This is a genomic window from Wolbachia endosymbiont (group B) of Dolichovespula media (assembly GCF_947179505.1).
In the GTDB taxonomy this organism is placed as follows: Bacteria; Pseudomonadota; Alphaproteobacteria; order Rickettsiales; family Anaplasmataceae; genus Wolbachia.
Map to the genome: position 1 here is coordinate 1,015,241 of NZ_CAMXBR010000003.1, position 15,035 is coordinate 1,030,275.

Consider the following 15,035-nt stretch of genomic DNA (forward strand, 5'->3'; position numbering starts at 1 on the left):
ATTATAAGGTATATATAAGGGATTTTATATGGCAAAAGCAAAAAGTAAATTAGAAGTAGTGAATCCTAATGCAGCAGGGATTGATATTGGTTCATCTGTACATTATGCATGCGTACCAGAAGGGAGAGATAAACAACGCGTTCAAAAATTTGGGTGCTTTACAGTAGATCTTCATAACCTAGCAAAGTGGTTGAAAAAGTGTGAAGTTAGAACGATAGCCATGGAATCAACAGGAGTATATTGGATTCCTTTGTTTCAAATACTTGAATCATATGGATTCGAAGTTAAACTGGTAAATGCACGACATGTAAAAAATGTACCTGGAAGAAAATCAGACGTTCAAGATTGCCAGTGGTTACAGCAATTACATAGCTATGGGTTACTTCAAGGATCATTTAGGCCTGATAACCAAATTTGTGTACTACGTGGTTATAATAGACAACATGACAACCTGATAAAAAGTGCAGCTGTACACACTCAACGTATGCAAAAAGCATTAATTCAAATGAACATTCAATTACACAAGGTTATTAGTGATATTACAGGTGTAACTGGTATGCGAATCATTAAAGCAATAATTGCGGGTGAAAGAAACTCTAATAGATTGGCTGAATTGAGTGATAGACGAATAAAAAATGACAGATCAACCATAGCAAAAGCACTAACAGGTGACTATAGAGAAGAGCATTTGTTTACATTAAAGCAAGAATACGAAGCATATACTTTTTTTCAAGAGCAAATAAAAGAATGTGATAAAAGTATGGAAAACTATTATAAAACACTTGAAACAAGATCAAATGAAAATAAGCAATGCAGTAAAGTAAAGAGGTCTGCAGGAAACAAACCAAACTTTGCTGCACACGAAGAATTGTATCGAATAACTGGCATGGATTTCACCAAAGTTCCAGGGCTTAATACATCAAATATACAGACCATCCTCTCAGAAGTTGGTCTTAATGCTAATAAATGGCCATCAGAAAAACATTTTACTTCTTGGTTGGGATTATGTCCATTTAATAGGATTACAGGAGAAAGAGTGATTAGAAGTGGAACTCGTAAAGTAATTAACCGTGCTGCAAATGCTTTTCGACTTGCTGGTTATTCTATGTTGCACAGTAAAAGTGCATTAGGTGCGTACTGTAGAAGATTGAAAAATCGATTGGGAGCACCAAAAGCAATAACTGCTACAGCAAGAAAATTAGCATGTATTTTTTATCAAATGCTGAAATGTGGACAAGAATATGTAGAAAAAGGAATGGATTATTATGAAAAGTTATATAAGGAAAGAGTAGTAAAGAATCTGGGTAAAAAAGCCAATGAATTTGGTTATATCCTGATAAAAAAAGATGAGCTGATAGGGGAAGTTTCTTAGAAGCGAAATTATCAAAAACAAAATTGTGATATTGGTTGATGATGTAGTAACAACTGGTGCAACTGCAAGGTCTTGCTCTCAGGAAATTTTAAACTCTGGTGCAAGAGAAGTGAGAGTGCTATCGCTTGCAAGAACTGTATGAAAATCAGCTTTAAGGTATAATTTTCATTTTTGAAAACTGTTTAGTTTCTTAGTACTAACTTCTGTATCATTTCTCTTAAAAAAATTCTAGTTATAGTGTATACTGAGCCTATAATTATAGCCCTTTTTCTAATAGTTCGAATAGCTGGATATTCTTTCTGGCTCAATTTTTTATAGCAAACCAATGGTTTGATTAAAATCAGGAGAATATGGAGGCAGATATATAACTTCAGCACCGATACTTTTAACAAATTCACTTATTTTCTATAAAAAGTTGCATTATCCAAAATCACCCAGCAATAAAGCTTGAACTAGCTATTAAAAACGTCTGTATCGCAATAGCCTTCAAAAATCATAGGCGCCATAATTTTTCCCTTATTCAAAGCTGCAATCATATTTTTGAATACTCACTGCATTCAGAAAAAAATAGGTACATGCTAGTGTAATAGCAGTGGATATAATAATTGGAACAAGTAAAAAAGCCTCTATTAGTTTTCTTATAGAGCTGGCTGGTTTAATGCTGTTATTATTCAATGATGCAAAATAATTTTCACTAAGGTTGGCCATCCATTTTGCGCCAGATAAGACCCTCTCACTATTTTTTTTAGATAAGTTGACTTGTATTTGCTTTCCCATGTTTATAATTATGCTAATAATAAACATGATAAGATCAATATAAATTTTTTACTTCCGTGTTTTTTCTATTGTTGTTTATAATGACTATAGTTACATCACATATTTCTTTCAATTAAATGGATCAGCACCGGAACAGACAAAATCTGTTAAACCAGAAAGAAACGTCCTAATGCACATTGCAGTAATTTTTGGATATAATTTTATGAAGAAGTGCTTCTGCAGTTATAATCGAGTTCGCAATGGTGCAATAAATGCCCGTGGATCAGTATGATTTTGGAAGGGACGGTCAAACCATTGATGGAGCTTTTTAGCTACCTCGTTTAGAAGATTGTGTAATATAACCGCCCCAAGCTAAAGCACTTCTTCATTATAAGGTATATATAAGGGATTTTATATGGCAAAAGCAAAAAGTAAATTAGAAGTAGTGAATCCTAATGCAGCAGGGATTGATATTGGTTCATCTGTACATTATGCATGCGTACCAGAAGGGAGAGATAAACAACGCGTTCAAAAATTTGGGTGCTTTACAGTAGATCTTCATAACCTAGCAAAGTGGTTGAAAAAGTGTGAAGTTAGAACGATAGCCATGGAATCAACAGGAGTATATTGGATTCCTTTGTTTCAAATACTTGAATCATATGGATTCGAAGTTAAACTGGTAAATGCACGACATGTAAAAAATGTACCTGGAAGAAAATCAGACGTTCAAGATTGCCAGTGGTTACAGCAATTACATAGCTATGGGTTACTTCAAGGATCATTTAGGCCTGATAACCAAATTTGTGTACTACGTGGTTATAATAGACAACATGACAACCTGATAAAAAGTGCAGCTGTACACACTCAACGTATGCAAAAAGCATTAATTCAAATGAACATTCAATTACACAAGGTTATTAGTGATATTACAGGTGTAACTGGTATGCGAATCATTAAAGCAATAATTGCGGGTGAAAGAAACTCTAATAGATTGGCTGAATTGAGTGATAGACGAATAAAAAATGACAGATCAACCATAGCAAAAGCACTAACAGGTGACTATAGAGAAGAGCATTTGTTTACATTAAAGCAAGAATACGAAGCATATACTTTTTTTCAAGAGCAAATAAAAGAATGTGATAAAAGTATGGAAAACTATTATAAAACACTTGAAACAAGATCAAATGAAAATAAGCAATGCAGTAAAGTAAAGAGGTCTGCAGGAAACAAACCAAACTTTGCTGCACACGAAGAATTGTATCGAATAACTGGCATGGATTTCACCAAAGTTCCAGGGCTTAATACATCAAATATACAGACCATCCTCTCAGAAGTTGGTCTTAATGCTAATAAATGGCCATCAGAAAAACATTTTACTTCTTGGTTGGGATTATGTCCATTTAATAGGATTACAGGAGAAAGAGTGATTAGAAGTGGAACTCGTAAAGTAATTAACCGTGCTGCAAATGCTTTTCGACTTGCTGGTTATTCTATGTTGCACAGTAAAAGTGCATTAGGTGCGTACTGTAGAAGATTGAAAAATCGATTGGGAGCACCAAAAGCAATAACTGCTACAGCAAGAAAATTAGCATGTATTTTTTATCAAATGCTGAAATGTGGACAAGAATATGTAGAAAAAGGAATGGATTATTATGAAAAGTTATATAAGGAAAGAGTAGTAAAGAATCTGGGTAAAAAAGCCAATGAATTTGGTTATATCCTGATAAAAAAAGATGAGCTGATAGGGGAAGTTTCTTAGAAGCAAGTAGTAAATGTATAACGCAGAATATTTAATTCAAGTCGAAGAAGCGATAAAGAAGCTGCAAAGCGGAGAACGAGTAGTATCAATTGCATATGGTGACCATGTTGTGAGATATGCTGAAGTTCAGATAAATGATTTACTAAACTTAAGACAACGTATTAAAGCTGAACTGAAAGTTGCAGGTGTGAGACCGAAGAGAAGAATTGTGATTGCGACAAGTAAGGGGATTGACAAAATTGTGTAAAAATGTTATAGTTTAAGATTGGTATTTTCTAGTTAAAATATGGATCAAAGTCAAGAAAGGCTTAATGTTAATGTAAATTTTGAGGGGGAATTTGCTCACTACCTTATAGAAATGGCAAAAGTTCAAAATAGAACTATAGGAGAAGTTGTAAAGGACCTAGTGGAAGAAGAAATTGAAGCAAGCAAATTATCTGAAGAAGATGATGAAATAGATGAAGTAGATATAAAGTTGGCTAAGCTTTCTCTTGAGCGTGATGCTAGAGGTGATGAAGAAATTAGAAGTGAGGATGTAGATTGGAATAGAATATTATCTGCAAAAACAGTCTAAAGGTGGAGATACAAGCTGGGATACGATATTATCTATTCAAAAAGAGTTCTTGAGGAGGACTTTCTTGCATTACCACAAACGATAAGATCTAGAGTGAGAAGAGCTGTAGATAGTCGTCTTGCAACCAACCCTAAAGCAATAGGTAAAGCATTATCGCATGAATTAAAGGGTATTTTAGGATACGAGTAAGTGATTATCGTGTAATTTATAGGATAAATTACTCAAAACACACAGTAACTATTACTGCAATGGGACATCGGAAGGACATTTATGAACGCAGCCCAGAATAAGCGTTGGTATTTGTGCAAGAGCCTCATGCATAATTTATAAAGTGTTAACAGCCAGACTCTCCAGCAGCTTGCTGTAATTTTTTAATGTCAAATTGCGCAACAAACTGCTGCATAATCAAAGAGGCAAAATGCTATTAAAATCGTTCAAACAACTATTTAGTAAGCCAAAAATCAAAAGCTCAGCGTGGGATGCAGCAGGCTCAGGAAGAAGATTTTTTCACTTTCAACCAGAGTTAGGAAGTATAAACAATTTGCTGTCTCAAAGCCTTGAAACTTTACGTAGTAGATCACGTGATATGGTGAGAAAAAATCCTTACGCTGCAAATATAATTGATACGATAGTAAGTAACTCTATTGGAACAGGAATAAAACCACAATCAAAAGATGGAGAATTTCGAAAGAAAGTACAAGAATTATGGCTACGTTGGACAGACGAAGCAGATAGCTGTGGAATAAGTGATTTTTATGGATTACAGGCTTTAGTATGCAGAAGTATGATAGAAGGTGGAGAGTGTTTTGTCAGACTTAGAAATCGCAAGCCTGAAGATGGATTTTCTGTACCATTGCAACTGCAAGTATTGGAATCAGAGCATTTAGATAATAAAACAAATCAAACTTTAGCAAATGGTAACATAATCCGTAATGGCATTGAATTTAACCGACTTGGTCAAAGAGAAGCATATTACTTATTTAGAGAGCACCCAGGTGAAGGTTTGTTGGTGAATCAGCACCGGAACAGACAAAATCTGTTAAACCAGAAAGAAACGTCCTAATGCACATTGCAGTAATTTTTGGATATAATTTTATGAAGAAGTGCTTCTGCAGTTATAATCGAGTTCGCAATGGTGCAATAAATGCCCGTGGATCAGTATGATTTTGGAAGGGACGGTCAAACCATTGATGGAGCTTCTTAGCTACCTCGTTTAGAAGATTGTGTAATATAACCGCCCCAAGCTAAAGCACTTCTTCATTATAAGGTATATATAAGGGATTTTATATGGCAAAAGCAAAAAGTAAATTAGAAGTAGTGAATCCTAATGCAGCAGGGATTGATATTGGTTCATCTGTACATTATGCATGCGTACCAGAAGGGAGAGATAAACAACGCGTTCAAAAATTTGGGTGCTTTACAGTAGATCTTCATAACCTAGCAAAGTGGTTGAAAAAGTGTGAAGTTAGAACGATAGCCATGGAATCAACAGGAGTATATTGGATTCCTTTGTTTCAAATACTTGAATCATATGGATTCGAAGTTAAACTGGTAAATGCACGACATGTAAAAAATGTACCTGGAAGAAAATCAGACGTTCAAGATTGCCAGTGGTTACAGCAATTACATAGCTATGGGTTACTTCAAGGATCATTTAGGCCTGATAACCAAATTTGTGTACTACGTGGTTATAATAGACAACATGACAACCTGATAAAAAGTGCAGCTGTACACACTCAACGTATGCAAAAAGCATTAATTCAAATGAACATTCAATTACACAAGGTTATTAGTGATATTACAGGTGTAACTGGTATGCGAATCATTAAAGCAATAATTGCGGGTGAAAGAAACTCTAATAGATTGGCTGAATTGAGTGATAGACGAATAAAAAATGACAGATCAACCATAGCAAAAGCACTAACAGGTGACTATAGAGAAGAGCATTTGTTTACATTAAAGCAAGAATACGAAGCATATACTTTTTTTCAAGAGCAAATAAAAGAATGTGATAAAAGTATGGAAAACTATTATAAAACACTTGAAACAAGATCAAATGAAAATAAGCAATGCAGTAAAGTAAAGAGGTCTGCAGGAAACAAACCAAACTTTGCTGCACACGAAGAATTGTATCGAATAACTGGCATGGATTTCACCAAAGTTCCAGGGCTTAATACATCAAATATACAGACCATCCTCTCAGAAGTTGGTCTTAATGCTAATAAATGGCCATCAGAAAAACATTTTACTTCTTGGTTGGGATTATGTCCATTTAATAGGATTACAGGAGAAAGAGTGATTAGAAGTGGAACTCGTAAAGTAATTAACCGTGCTGCAAATGCTTTTCGACTTGCTGGTTATTCTATGTTGCACAGTAAAAGTGCATTAGGTGCGTACTGTAGAAGATTGAAAAATCGATTGGGAGCACCAAAAGCAATAACTGCTACAGCAAGAAAATTAGCATGTATTTTTTATCAAATGCTGAAATGTGGACAAGAATATGTAGAAAAAGGAATGGATTATTATGAAAAGTTATATAAGGAAAGAGTAGTAAAGAATCTGGGTAAAAAAGCCAATGAATTTGGTTATATCCTGATAAAAAAAGATGAGCTGATAGGGGAAGTTTCTTAGAAGGCGTGAAAAAAATTTGAGAAAGGCTTTTAAAATAAGCAACAGCGAAATTATCAAAAACAAAATTGTGATATTGGTTGATGATGTAGTAACAACTGGTGCAACTGCAAGGTCTTGCTCTCAGGAAATTTTAAACTCTGGTGCAAGAGAAGTGAGAGTGCTATCGCTTGCAAGAACTGTATGAAAATCAGCTTTAAGGTATAATTTTCATTTTTGAAAACTGTTTAGTTTCTTAGTACTAACTTCTGTATCATTTCTCTTAAAAAAATTCTAGTTATAGTGTATACTGAGCCTATAATTATAGCCCTTTTTCTAATAGTTCGAATAGCTGGATATTCTTTCTGGCTCAATTTTTTATAGCAAACCAATGGTTTGATTAAAATCAGGAGAATATGGAGGCAGATATATAACTTCAGCACCGATACTTTTAACAAATTCACTTATTTTCTATAAAAAGTTGCATTATCCAAAATCACCCAGCAATAAAGCTTGAACTAGCTATTAAAAACGTCTGTATCGCAATAGCCTTCAAAAATCATAGGCGCCATAATTTTTCCCTTATTCAAAGCTGCAATCATATTTTTGAATACTCACTGCATTCAGAAAAAAATAGGTACATGCTAGTGTAATAGCAGTGGATATAATAATTGGAACAAGTAAAAAAGCCTCTATTAGTTTTCTTATAGAGCTGGCTGGTTTAATGCTGTTATTATTCAATGATGCAAAATAATTTTCACTAAGGTTGGCCATCCATTTTGCGCCAGATAAGACCCTCTCACTATTTTTTTTAGATAAGTTGACTTGTATTTGCTTTCCCATGTTTATAATTATGCTAATAATAAACATGATAAGATCAATATAAATTTTTTACTTCCGTGTTTTTTCTATTGTTGTTTATAATGACTATAGTTACATCACATATTTCTTTCAATTAAATGGATCAGCACCGGAACAGACAAAATCTGTTAAACCAGAAAGAAACGTCCTAATGCACATTGCAGTAATTTTTGGATATAATTTTATGAAGAAGTGCTTCTGCAGTTATAATCGAGTTCGCAATGGTGCAATAAATGCCCGTGGATCAGTATGATTTTGGAAGGGACGGTCAAACCATTGATGGAGCTTTTTAGCTACCTCGTTTAGAAGATTGTGTAATATAACCGCCCCAAGCTAAAGCACTTCTTCATTATAAGGTATATATAAGGGATTTTATATGGCAAAAGCAAAAAGTAAATTAGAAGTAGTGAATCCTAATGCAGCAGGGATTGATATTGGTTCATCTGTACATTATGCATGCGTACCAGAAGGGAGAGATAAACAACGCGTTCAAAAATTTGGGTGCTTTACAGTAGATCTTCATAACCTAGCAAAGTGGTTGAAAAAGTGTGAAGTTAGAACGATAGCCATGGAATCAACAGGAGTATATTGGATTCCTTTGTTTCAAATACTTGAATCATATGGATTCGAAGTTAAACTGGTAAATGCACGACATGTAAAAAATGTACCTGGAAGAAAATCAGACGTTCAAGATTGCCAGTGGTTACAGCAATTACATAGCTATGGGTTACTTCAAGGATCATTTAGGCCTGATAACCAAATTTGTGTACTACGTGGTTATAATAGACAACATGACAACCTGATAAAAAGTGCAGCTGTACACACTCAACGTATGCAAAAAGCATTAATTCAAATGAACATTCAATTACACAAGGTTATTAGTGATATTACAGGTGTAACTGGTATGCGAATCATTAAAGCAATAATTGCGGGTGAAAGAAACTCTAATAGATTGGCTGAATTGAGTGATAGACGAATAAAAAATGACAGATCAACCATAGCAAAAGCACTAACAGGTGACTATAGAGAAGAGCATTTGTTTACATTAAAGCAAGAATACGAAGCATATACTTTTTTTCAAGAGCAAATAAAAGAATGTGATAAAAGTATGGAAAACTATTATAAAACACTTGAAACAAGATCAAATGAAAATAAGCAATGCAGTAAAGTAAAGAGGTCTGCAGGAAACAAACCAAACTTTGCTGCACACGAAGAATTGTATCGAATAACTGGCATGGATTTCACCAAAGTTCCAGGGCTTAATACATCAAATATACAGACCATCCTCTCAGAAGTTGGTCTTAATGCTAATAAATGGCCATCAGAAAAACATTTTACTTCTTGGTTGGGATTATGTCCATTTAATAGGATTACAGGAGAAAGAGTGATTAGAAGTGGAACTCGTAAAGTAATTAACCGTGCTGCAAATGCTTTTCGACTTGCTGGTTATTCTATGTTGCACAGTAAAAGTGCATTAGGTGCGTACTGTAGAAGATTGAAAAATCGATTGGGAGCACCAAAAGCAATAACTGCTACAGCAAGAAAATTAGCATGTATTTTTTATCAAATGCTGAAATGTGGACAAGAATATGTAGAAAAAGGAATGGATTATTATGAAAAGTTATATAAGGAAAGAGTAGTAAAGAATCTGGGTAAAAAAGCCAATGAATTTGGTTATATCCTGATAAAAAAAGATGAGCTGATAGGGGAAGTTTCTTAGAAGCGAAATTATCAAAAACAAAATTGTGATATTGGTTGATGATGTAGTAACAACTGGTGCAACTGCAAGGTCTTGCTCTCAGGAAATTTTAAACTCTGGTGCAAGAGAAGTGAGAGTGCTATCGCTTGCAAGAACTGTATGAAAATCAGCTTTAAGGTATAATTTTCATTTTTGAAAACTGTTTAGTTTCTTAGTACTAACTTCTGTATCATTTCTCTTAAAAAAATTCTAGTTATAGTGTATACTGAGCCTATAATTATAGCCCTTTTTCTAATAGTTCGAATAGCTGGATATTCTTTCTGGCTCAATTTTTTATAGCAAACCAATGGTTTGATTAAAATCAGGAGAATATGGAGGCAGATATATAACTTCAGCACCGATACTTTTAACAAATTCACTTATTTTCTATAAAAAGTTGCATTATCCAAAATCACCCAGCAATAAAGCTTGAACTAGCTATTAAAAACGTCTGTATCGCAATAGCCTTCAAAAATCATAGGCGCCATAATTTTTCCCTTATTCAAAGCTGCAATCATATTTTTGAATACTCACTGCATTCAGAAAAAAATAGGTACATGCTAGTGTAATAGCAGTGGATATAATAATTGGAACAAGTAAAAAAGCCTCTATTAGTTTTCTTATAGAGCTGGCTGGTTTAATGCTGTTATTATTCAATGATGCAAAATAATTTTCACTAAGGTTGGCCATCCATTTTGCGCCAGATAAGACCCTCTCACTATTTTTTTTAGATAAGTTGACTTGTATTTGCTTTCCCATGTTTATAATTATGCTAATAATAAACATGATAAGATCAATATAAATTTTTTACTTCCGTGTTTTTTCTATTGTTGTTTATAATGACTATAGTTACATCACATATTTCTTTCAATTAAATGGATCAGCACCGGAACAGACAAAATCTGTTAAACCAGAAAGAAACGTCCTAATGCACATTGCAGTAATTTTTGGATATAATTTTATGAAGAAGTGCTTCTGCAGTTATAATCGAGTTCGCAATGGTGCAATAAATGCCCGTGGATCAGTATGATTTTGGAAGGGACGGTCAAACCATTGATGGAGCTTTTTAGCTACCTCGTTTAGAAGATTGTGTAATATAACCGCCCCAAGCTAAAGCACTTCTTCATTATAAGGTATATATAAGGGATTTTATATGGCAAAAGCAAAAAGTAAATTAGAAGTAGTGAATCCTAATGCAGCAGGGATTGATATTGGTTCATCTGTACATTATGCATGCGTACCAGAAGGGAGAGATAAACAACGCGTTCAAAAATTTGGGTGCTTTACAGTAGATCTTCATAACCTAGCAAAGTGGTTGAAAAAGTGTGAAGTTAGAACGATAGCCATGGAATCAACAGGAGTATATTGGATTCCTTTGTTTCAAATACTTGAATCATATGGATTCGAAGTTAAACTGGTAAATGCACGACATGTAAAAAATGTACCTGGAAGAAAATCAGACGTTCAAGATTGCCAGTGGTTACAGCAATTACATAGCTATGGGTTACTTCAAGGATCATTTAGGCCTGATAACCAAATTTGTGTACTACGTGGTTATAATAGACAACATGACAACCTGATAAAAAGTGCAGCTGTACACACTCAACGTATGCAAAAAGCATTAATTCAAATGAACATTCAATTACACAAGGTTATTAGTGATATTACAGGTGTAACTGGTATGCGAATCATTAAAGCAATAATTGCGGGTGAAAGAAACTCTAATAGATTGGCTGAATTGAGTGATAGACGAATAAAAAATGACAGATCAACCATAGCAAAAGCACTAACAGGTGACTATAGAGAAGAGCATTTGTTTACATTAAAGCAAGAATACGAAGCATATACTTTTTTTCAAGAGCAAATAAAAGAATGTGATAAAAGTATGGAAAACTATTATAAAACACTTGAAACAAGATCAAATGAAAATAAGCAATGCAGTAAAGTAAAGAGGTCTGCAGGAAACAAACCAAACTTTGCTGCACACGAAGAATTGTATCGAATAACTGGCATGGATTTCACCAAAGTTCCAGGGCTTAATACATCAAATATACAGACCATCCTCTCAGAAGTTGGTCTTAATGCTAATAAATGGCCATCAGAAAAACATTTTACTTCTTGGTTGGGATTATGTCCATTTAATAGGATTACAGGAGAAAGAGTGATTAGAAGTGGAACTCGTAAAGTAATTAACCGTGCTGCAAATGCTTTTCGACTTGCTGGTTATTCTATGTTGCACAGTAAAAGTGCATTAGGTGCGTACTGTAGAAGATTGAAAAATCGATTGGGAGCACCAAAAGCAATAACTGCTACAGCAAGAAAATTAGCATGTATTTTTTATCAAATGCTGAAATGTGGACAAGAATATGTAGAAAAAGGAATGGATTATTATGAAAAGTTATATAAGGAAAGAGTAGTAAAGAATCTGGGTAAAAAAGCCAATGAATTTGGTTATATCCTGATAAAAAAAGATGAGCTGATAGGGGAAGTTTCTTAGAAGAATCTGGGTAAAAAAGCCAATGAATTTGGTTATATCCTGATAAAAAAAGATGAGCTGATAGGGGAAGTTTCTTAGAAGCGAAATTATCAAAAACAAAATTGTGATATTGGTTGATGATGTAGTAACAACTGGTGCAACTGCAAGGTCTTGCTCTCAGGAAATTTTAAACTCTGGTGCAAGAGAAGTGAGAGTGCTATCGCTTGCAAGAACTGTATGAAAATCAGCTTTAAGGTATAATTTTCATTTTTGAAAACTGTTTAGTTTCTTAGTACTAACTTCTGTATCATTTCTCTTAAAAAAATTCTAGTTATAGTGTATACTGAGCCTATAATTATAGCCCTTTTTCTAATAGTTCGAATAGCTGGATATTCTTTCTGGCTCAATTTTTTATAGCAAACCAATGGTTTGATTAAAATCAGGAGAATATGGAGGCAGATATATAACTTCAGCACCGATACTTTTAACAAATTCACTTATTTTCTATAAAAAGTTGCATTATCCAAAATCACCCAGCAATAAAGCTTGAACTAGCTATTAAAAACGTCTGTATCGCAATAGCCTTCAAAAATCATAGGCGCCATAATTTTTCCCTTATTCAAAGCTGCAATCATATTTTTGAATACTCACTGCATTCAGAAAAAAATAGGTACATGCTAGTGTAATAGCAGTGGATATAATAATTGGAACAAGTAAAAAAGCCTCTATTAGTTTTCTTATAGAGCTGGCTGGTTTAATGCTGTTATTATTCAATGATGCAAAATAATTTTCACTAAGGTTGGCCATCCATTTTGCGCCAGATAAGACCCTCTCACTATTTTTTTTAGATAAGTTGACTTGTATTTGCTTTCCCATGTTTATAATTATGCTAATAATAAACATGATAAGATCAATATAAATTTTTTACTTCCGTGTTTTTTCTATTGTTGTTTATAATGACTATAGTTACATCACATATTTCTTTCAATTAAATGGATCAGCACCGGAACAGACAAAATCTGTTAAACCAGAAAGAAACGTCCTAATGCACATTGCAGTAATTTTTGGATATAATTTTATGAAGAAGTGCTTCTGCAGTTATAATCGAGTTCGCAATGGTGCAATAAATGCCCGTGGATCAGTATGATTTTGGAAGGGACGGTCAAACCATTGATGGAGCTTTTTAGCTACCTCGTTTAGAAGATTGTGTAATATAACCGCCCCAAGCTAAAGCACTTCTTCATTATAAGGTATATATAAGGGATTTTATATGGCAAAAGCAAAAAGTAAATTAGAAGTAGTGAATCCTAATGCAGCAGGGATTGATATTGGTTCATCTGTACATTATGCATGCGTACCAGAAGGGAGAGATAAACAACGCGTTCAAAAATTTGGGTGCTTTACAGTAGATCTTCATAACCTAGCAAAGTGGTTGAAAAAGTGTGAAGTTAGAACGATAGCCATGGAATCAACAGGAGTATATTGGATTCCTTTGTTTCAAATACTTGAATCATATGGATTCGAAGTTAAACTGGTAAATGCACGACATGTAAAAAATGTACCTGGAAGAAAATCAGACGTTCAAGATTGCCAGTGGTTACAGCAATTACATAGCTATGGGTTACTTCAAGGATCATTTAGGCCTGATAACCAAATTTGTGTACTACGTGGTTATAATAGACAACATGACAACCTGATAAAAAGTGCAGCTGTACACACTCAACGTATGCAAAAAGCATTAATTCAAATGAACATTCAATTACACAAGGTTATTAGTGATATTACAGGTGTAACTGGTATGCGAATCATTAAAGCAATAATTGCGGGTGAAAGAAACTCTAATAGATTGGCTGAATTGAGTGATAGACGAATAAAAAATGACAGATCAACCATAGCAAAAGCACTAACAGGTGACTATAGAGAAGAGCATTTGTTTACATTAAAGCAAGAATACGAAGCATATACTTTTTTTCAAGAGCAAATAAAAGAATGTGATAAAAGTATGGAAAACTATTATAAAACACTTGAAACAAGATCAAATGAAAATAAGCAATGCAGTAAAGTAAAGAGGTCTGCAGGAAACAAACCAAACTTTGCTGCACACGAAGAATTGTATCGAATAACTGGCATGGATTTCACCAAAGTTCCAGGGCTTAATACATCAAATATACAGACCATCCTCTCAGAAGTTGGTCTTAATGCTAATAAATGGCCATCAGAAAAACATTTTACTTCTTGGTTGGGATTATGTCCATTTAATAGGATTACAGGAGAAAGAGTGATTAGAAGTGGAACTCGTAAAGTAATTAACCGTGCTGCAAATGCTTTTCGACTTGCTGGTTATTCTATGTTGCACAGTAAAAGTGCATTAGGTGCGTACTGTAGAAGATTGAAAAATCGATTGGGAGCACCAAAAGCAATAACTGCTACAGCAAGAAAATTAGCATGTATTTTTTATCAAATGCTGAAATGTGGACAAGAATATGTAGAAAAAGGAATGGATTATTATGAAAAGTTATATAAGGAAAGAGTAGTAAAGAATCTGGGTAAAAAAGCCAATGAATTTGGTTATATCCTGATAAAAAAAGATGAGCTGATAGGGGAAGTTTCTTAGAAGCAAGTAGTAAATGTATAACGCAGAATATTTAATTCAAGTCGAAGAAGCGATAAAGAAGCTGCAAAGCGGAGAACGAGTAGTATCAATTGCATATGGTGACCATGTTGTGAGATATGCTGAAGTTCAGATAAATGATTTACTAAACTTAAGACAACGTATTAAAGCTGAACTGAAAGTTGCAGGTGTGAGACCGAAGAGAAGAATTGTGATTGCGACAAGTAAGGGGATTGACAAAATTGTGTAAAAATGTTATAGTTTAAGATTGGTATTTTCTA

11 protein-coding genes and 8 pseudogenes are annotated in these 15,035 nt (G+C 34.0%); 15 read left to right on the forward strand and 4 right to left on the reverse strand.

Annotated elements, in window-relative coordinates; all coding sequences use genetic code 11:
- Positions 1-28 precede the first annotated feature (28 nt).
- Together OM967_RS07535 and OM967_RS07540 are read left to right on the forward strand one after the other, a co-directional pair.
- Complete coding sequence (locus OM967_RS07535) at positions 29-1,372, forward strand: IS110 family RNA-guided transposase (protein ID WP_262986668.1); 1,344 nt, start codon at positions 29-31, stop codon at positions 1,370-1,372.
- Positions 1,362-1,514, forward strand: a pseudogene (locus OM967_RS07540) (ComF family protein); the annotation flags it as partial. The gene OM967_RS07535 and the pseudogene OM967_RS07540, both read left to right, overlap by 11 nt.
- A gap of 165 nt (positions 1,515-1,679) precedes the next feature.
- On the opposite strand, the pseudogene OM967_RS07545 reads toward OM967_RS07540, so the two are convergent.
- A pseudogene (locus OM967_RS07545) lies at positions 1,680-1,911 on the reverse strand (transposase); the annotation flags it as partial.
- 632 nt (positions 1,912-2,543) lie between these two features.
- Between OM967_RS07545 and OM967_RS07550 the strand changes: the two are divergent.
- The 7 genes and pseudogenes from OM967_RS07550 to OM967_RS07580 form a co-directional block, all read left to right on the forward strand.
- Positions 2,544-3,887 carry an IS110 family RNA-guided transposase gene (locus OM967_RS07550; protein WP_262986668.1) on the forward strand — a complete coding sequence of 448 codons (1,344 nt, stop codon included), beginning with the start codon at positions 2,544-2,546 and terminating at the stop codon, positions 3,885-3,887.
- A gap of 13 nt (positions 3,888-3,900) precedes the next feature.
- Positions 3,901-4,134: a gpW family head-tail joining protein gene (locus OM967_RS07555; protein ID WP_141457106.1), complete on the forward strand. Its 234-nt coding sequence runs from the start codon at positions 3,901-3,903 to the stop codon at positions 4,132-4,134.
- Between the two features lie 39 nt (positions 4,135-4,173).
- Positions 4,174-4,461 carry a hypothetical protein gene (locus OM967_RS07560; RefSeq protein ID WP_007302904.1) on the forward strand — a complete coding sequence of 96 codons (288 nt, stop codon included), beginning with the start codon at positions 4,174-4,176 and terminating at the stop codon, positions 4,459-4,461.
- A 212-nt stretch (positions 4,462-4,673) separates the two neighbouring features.
- Positions 4,674-4,751, forward strand: a complete 78-nt coding sequence (locus OM967_RS07565; RefSeq protein WP_264337894.1) for a hypothetical protein — start codon at positions 4,674-4,676, stop codon at positions 4,749-4,751.
- A 128-nt stretch (positions 4,752-4,879) separates the two neighbouring features.
- Complete coding sequence (locus tag OM967_RS07570) at positions 4,880-5,524, forward strand: phage portal protein (RefSeq protein ID WP_264337861.1); 645 nt, start codon at positions 4,880-4,882, stop codon at positions 5,522-5,524.
- A gap of 224 nt (positions 5,525-5,748) precedes the next feature.
- A complete protein-coding gene (locus OM967_RS07575) occupies positions 5,749-7,092 on the forward strand; it encodes an IS110 family RNA-guided transposase (protein ID WP_262986668.1) in 1,344 nt (447 codons plus the stop codon).
- A pseudogene (locus tag OM967_RS07580) lies at positions 7,079-7,276 on the forward strand (ComF family protein); the annotation flags it as partial. The gene OM967_RS07575 and the pseudogene OM967_RS07580, both read left to right, overlap by 14 nt.
- 165 nt (positions 7,277-7,441) lie before the next feature.
- On the opposite strand, the pseudogene OM967_RS07585 reads toward OM967_RS07580, so the two are convergent.
- Positions 7,442-7,673 (reverse strand): annotated as a pseudogene (locus tag OM967_RS07585) (transposase); the annotation flags it as partial.
- Positions 7,674-8,305: 632 nt separating this feature from the next.
- On the opposite strand from OM967_RS07585, the gene OM967_RS07590 reads away from it, so the two are divergent.
- Positions 8,306-9,649 (forward strand): IS110 family RNA-guided transposase, encoded by a 1,344-nt coding sequence (locus OM967_RS07590; RefSeq protein WP_262986668.1) that lies wholly within the window; start codon positions 8,306-8,308, stop codon positions 9,647-9,649.
- A pseudogene (locus OM967_RS07595) lies at positions 9,639-9,791 on the forward strand (ComF family protein); the annotation flags it as partial. The gene OM967_RS07590 and the pseudogene OM967_RS07595, both read left to right, overlap by 11 nt.
- A gap of 165 nt (positions 9,792-9,956) precedes the next feature.
- Here OM967_RS07595 and OM967_RS07600 read toward each other — a convergent pair.
- Positions 9,957-10,188, reverse strand: a pseudogene (locus OM967_RS07600) (transposase); the annotation flags it as partial.
- A 632-nt stretch (positions 10,189-10,820) separates the two neighbouring features.
- Between OM967_RS07600 and OM967_RS07605 the strand changes: the two are divergent.
- The gene (locus OM967_RS07605; RefSeq protein WP_262986668.1) at positions 10,821-12,164 is read left to right on the forward strand and encodes an IS110 family RNA-guided transposase; all 1,344 of its coding nucleotides are present in this window, start codon (positions 10,821-10,823) and stop codon (positions 12,162-12,164) included.
- 67 nt (positions 12,165-12,231) lie between these two features.
- A pseudogene (locus OM967_RS07610) lies at positions 12,232-12,384 on the forward strand (ComF family protein); the annotation flags it as partial.
- 165 nt (positions 12,385-12,549) lie between these two features.
- Here the strand turns inward: OM967_RS07610 and OM967_RS07615 are convergent.
- Positions 12,550-12,781 (reverse strand): annotated as a pseudogene (locus OM967_RS07615) (transposase); the annotation flags it as partial.
- 632 nt (positions 12,782-13,413) lie between these two features.
- Between OM967_RS07615 and OM967_RS07620 the strand changes: the two are divergent.
- On the forward strand, positions 13,414-14,757 hold the full coding sequence (locus tag OM967_RS07620) for an IS110 family RNA-guided transposase (protein ID WP_262986668.1): 1,344 nt from the start codon (positions 13,414-13,416) through the stop codon (positions 14,755-14,757).
- Positions 14,758-14,770: 13 nt separating this feature from the next.
- Positions 14,771-15,004 (forward strand): gpW family head-tail joining protein, encoded by a 234-nt coding sequence (locus OM967_RS07625; protein WP_141457106.1) that lies wholly within the window; start codon positions 14,771-14,773, stop codon positions 15,002-15,004.
- The last annotated feature ends 31 nt before the right edge of the window (positions 15,005-15,035 follow it).

Bases quoted from the DNA above. Each gene is read 5' to 3' on its own strand.
- OM967_RS07535 (WP_262986668.1), top strand. From the start codon at position 29: ATGGCAAAAGCAAAAAGTAAATTAGAAGTAGTGAATCCTAATGCAGCA.
- OM967_RS07550 (WP_262986668.1), top strand. From the start codon at position 2,544: ATGGCAAAAGCAAAAAGTAAATTAGAAGTAGTGAATCCTAATGCAGCA.
- OM967_RS07555 (WP_141457106.1), top strand. From the start codon at position 3,901: ATGTATAACGCAGAATATTTAATTCAAGTCGAAGAAGCGATAAAGAAG.
- OM967_RS07560 (WP_007302904.1), top strand. From the start codon at position 4,174: ATGGATCAAAGTCAAGAAAGGCTTAATGTTAATGTAAATTTTGAGGGG.
- OM967_RS07570 (WP_264337861.1), top strand. From the start codon at position 4,880: ATGCTATTAAAATCGTTCAAACAACTATTTAGTAAGCCAAAAATCAAA.
- OM967_RS07575 (WP_262986668.1), top strand. From the start codon at position 5,749: ATGGCAAAAGCAAAAAGTAAATTAGAAGTAGTGAATCCTAATGCAGCA.
- OM967_RS07590 (WP_262986668.1), top strand. From the start codon at position 8,306: ATGGCAAAAGCAAAAAGTAAATTAGAAGTAGTGAATCCTAATGCAGCA.
- OM967_RS07605 (WP_262986668.1), top strand. From the start codon at position 10,821: ATGGCAAAAGCAAAAAGTAAATTAGAAGTAGTGAATCCTAATGCAGCA.
- OM967_RS07620 (WP_262986668.1), top strand. From the start codon at position 13,414: ATGGCAAAAGCAAAAAGTAAATTAGAAGTAGTGAATCCTAATGCAGCA.
- OM967_RS07625 (WP_141457106.1), top strand. From the start codon at position 14,771: ATGTATAACGCAGAATATTTAATTCAAGTCGAAGAAGCGATAAAGAAG.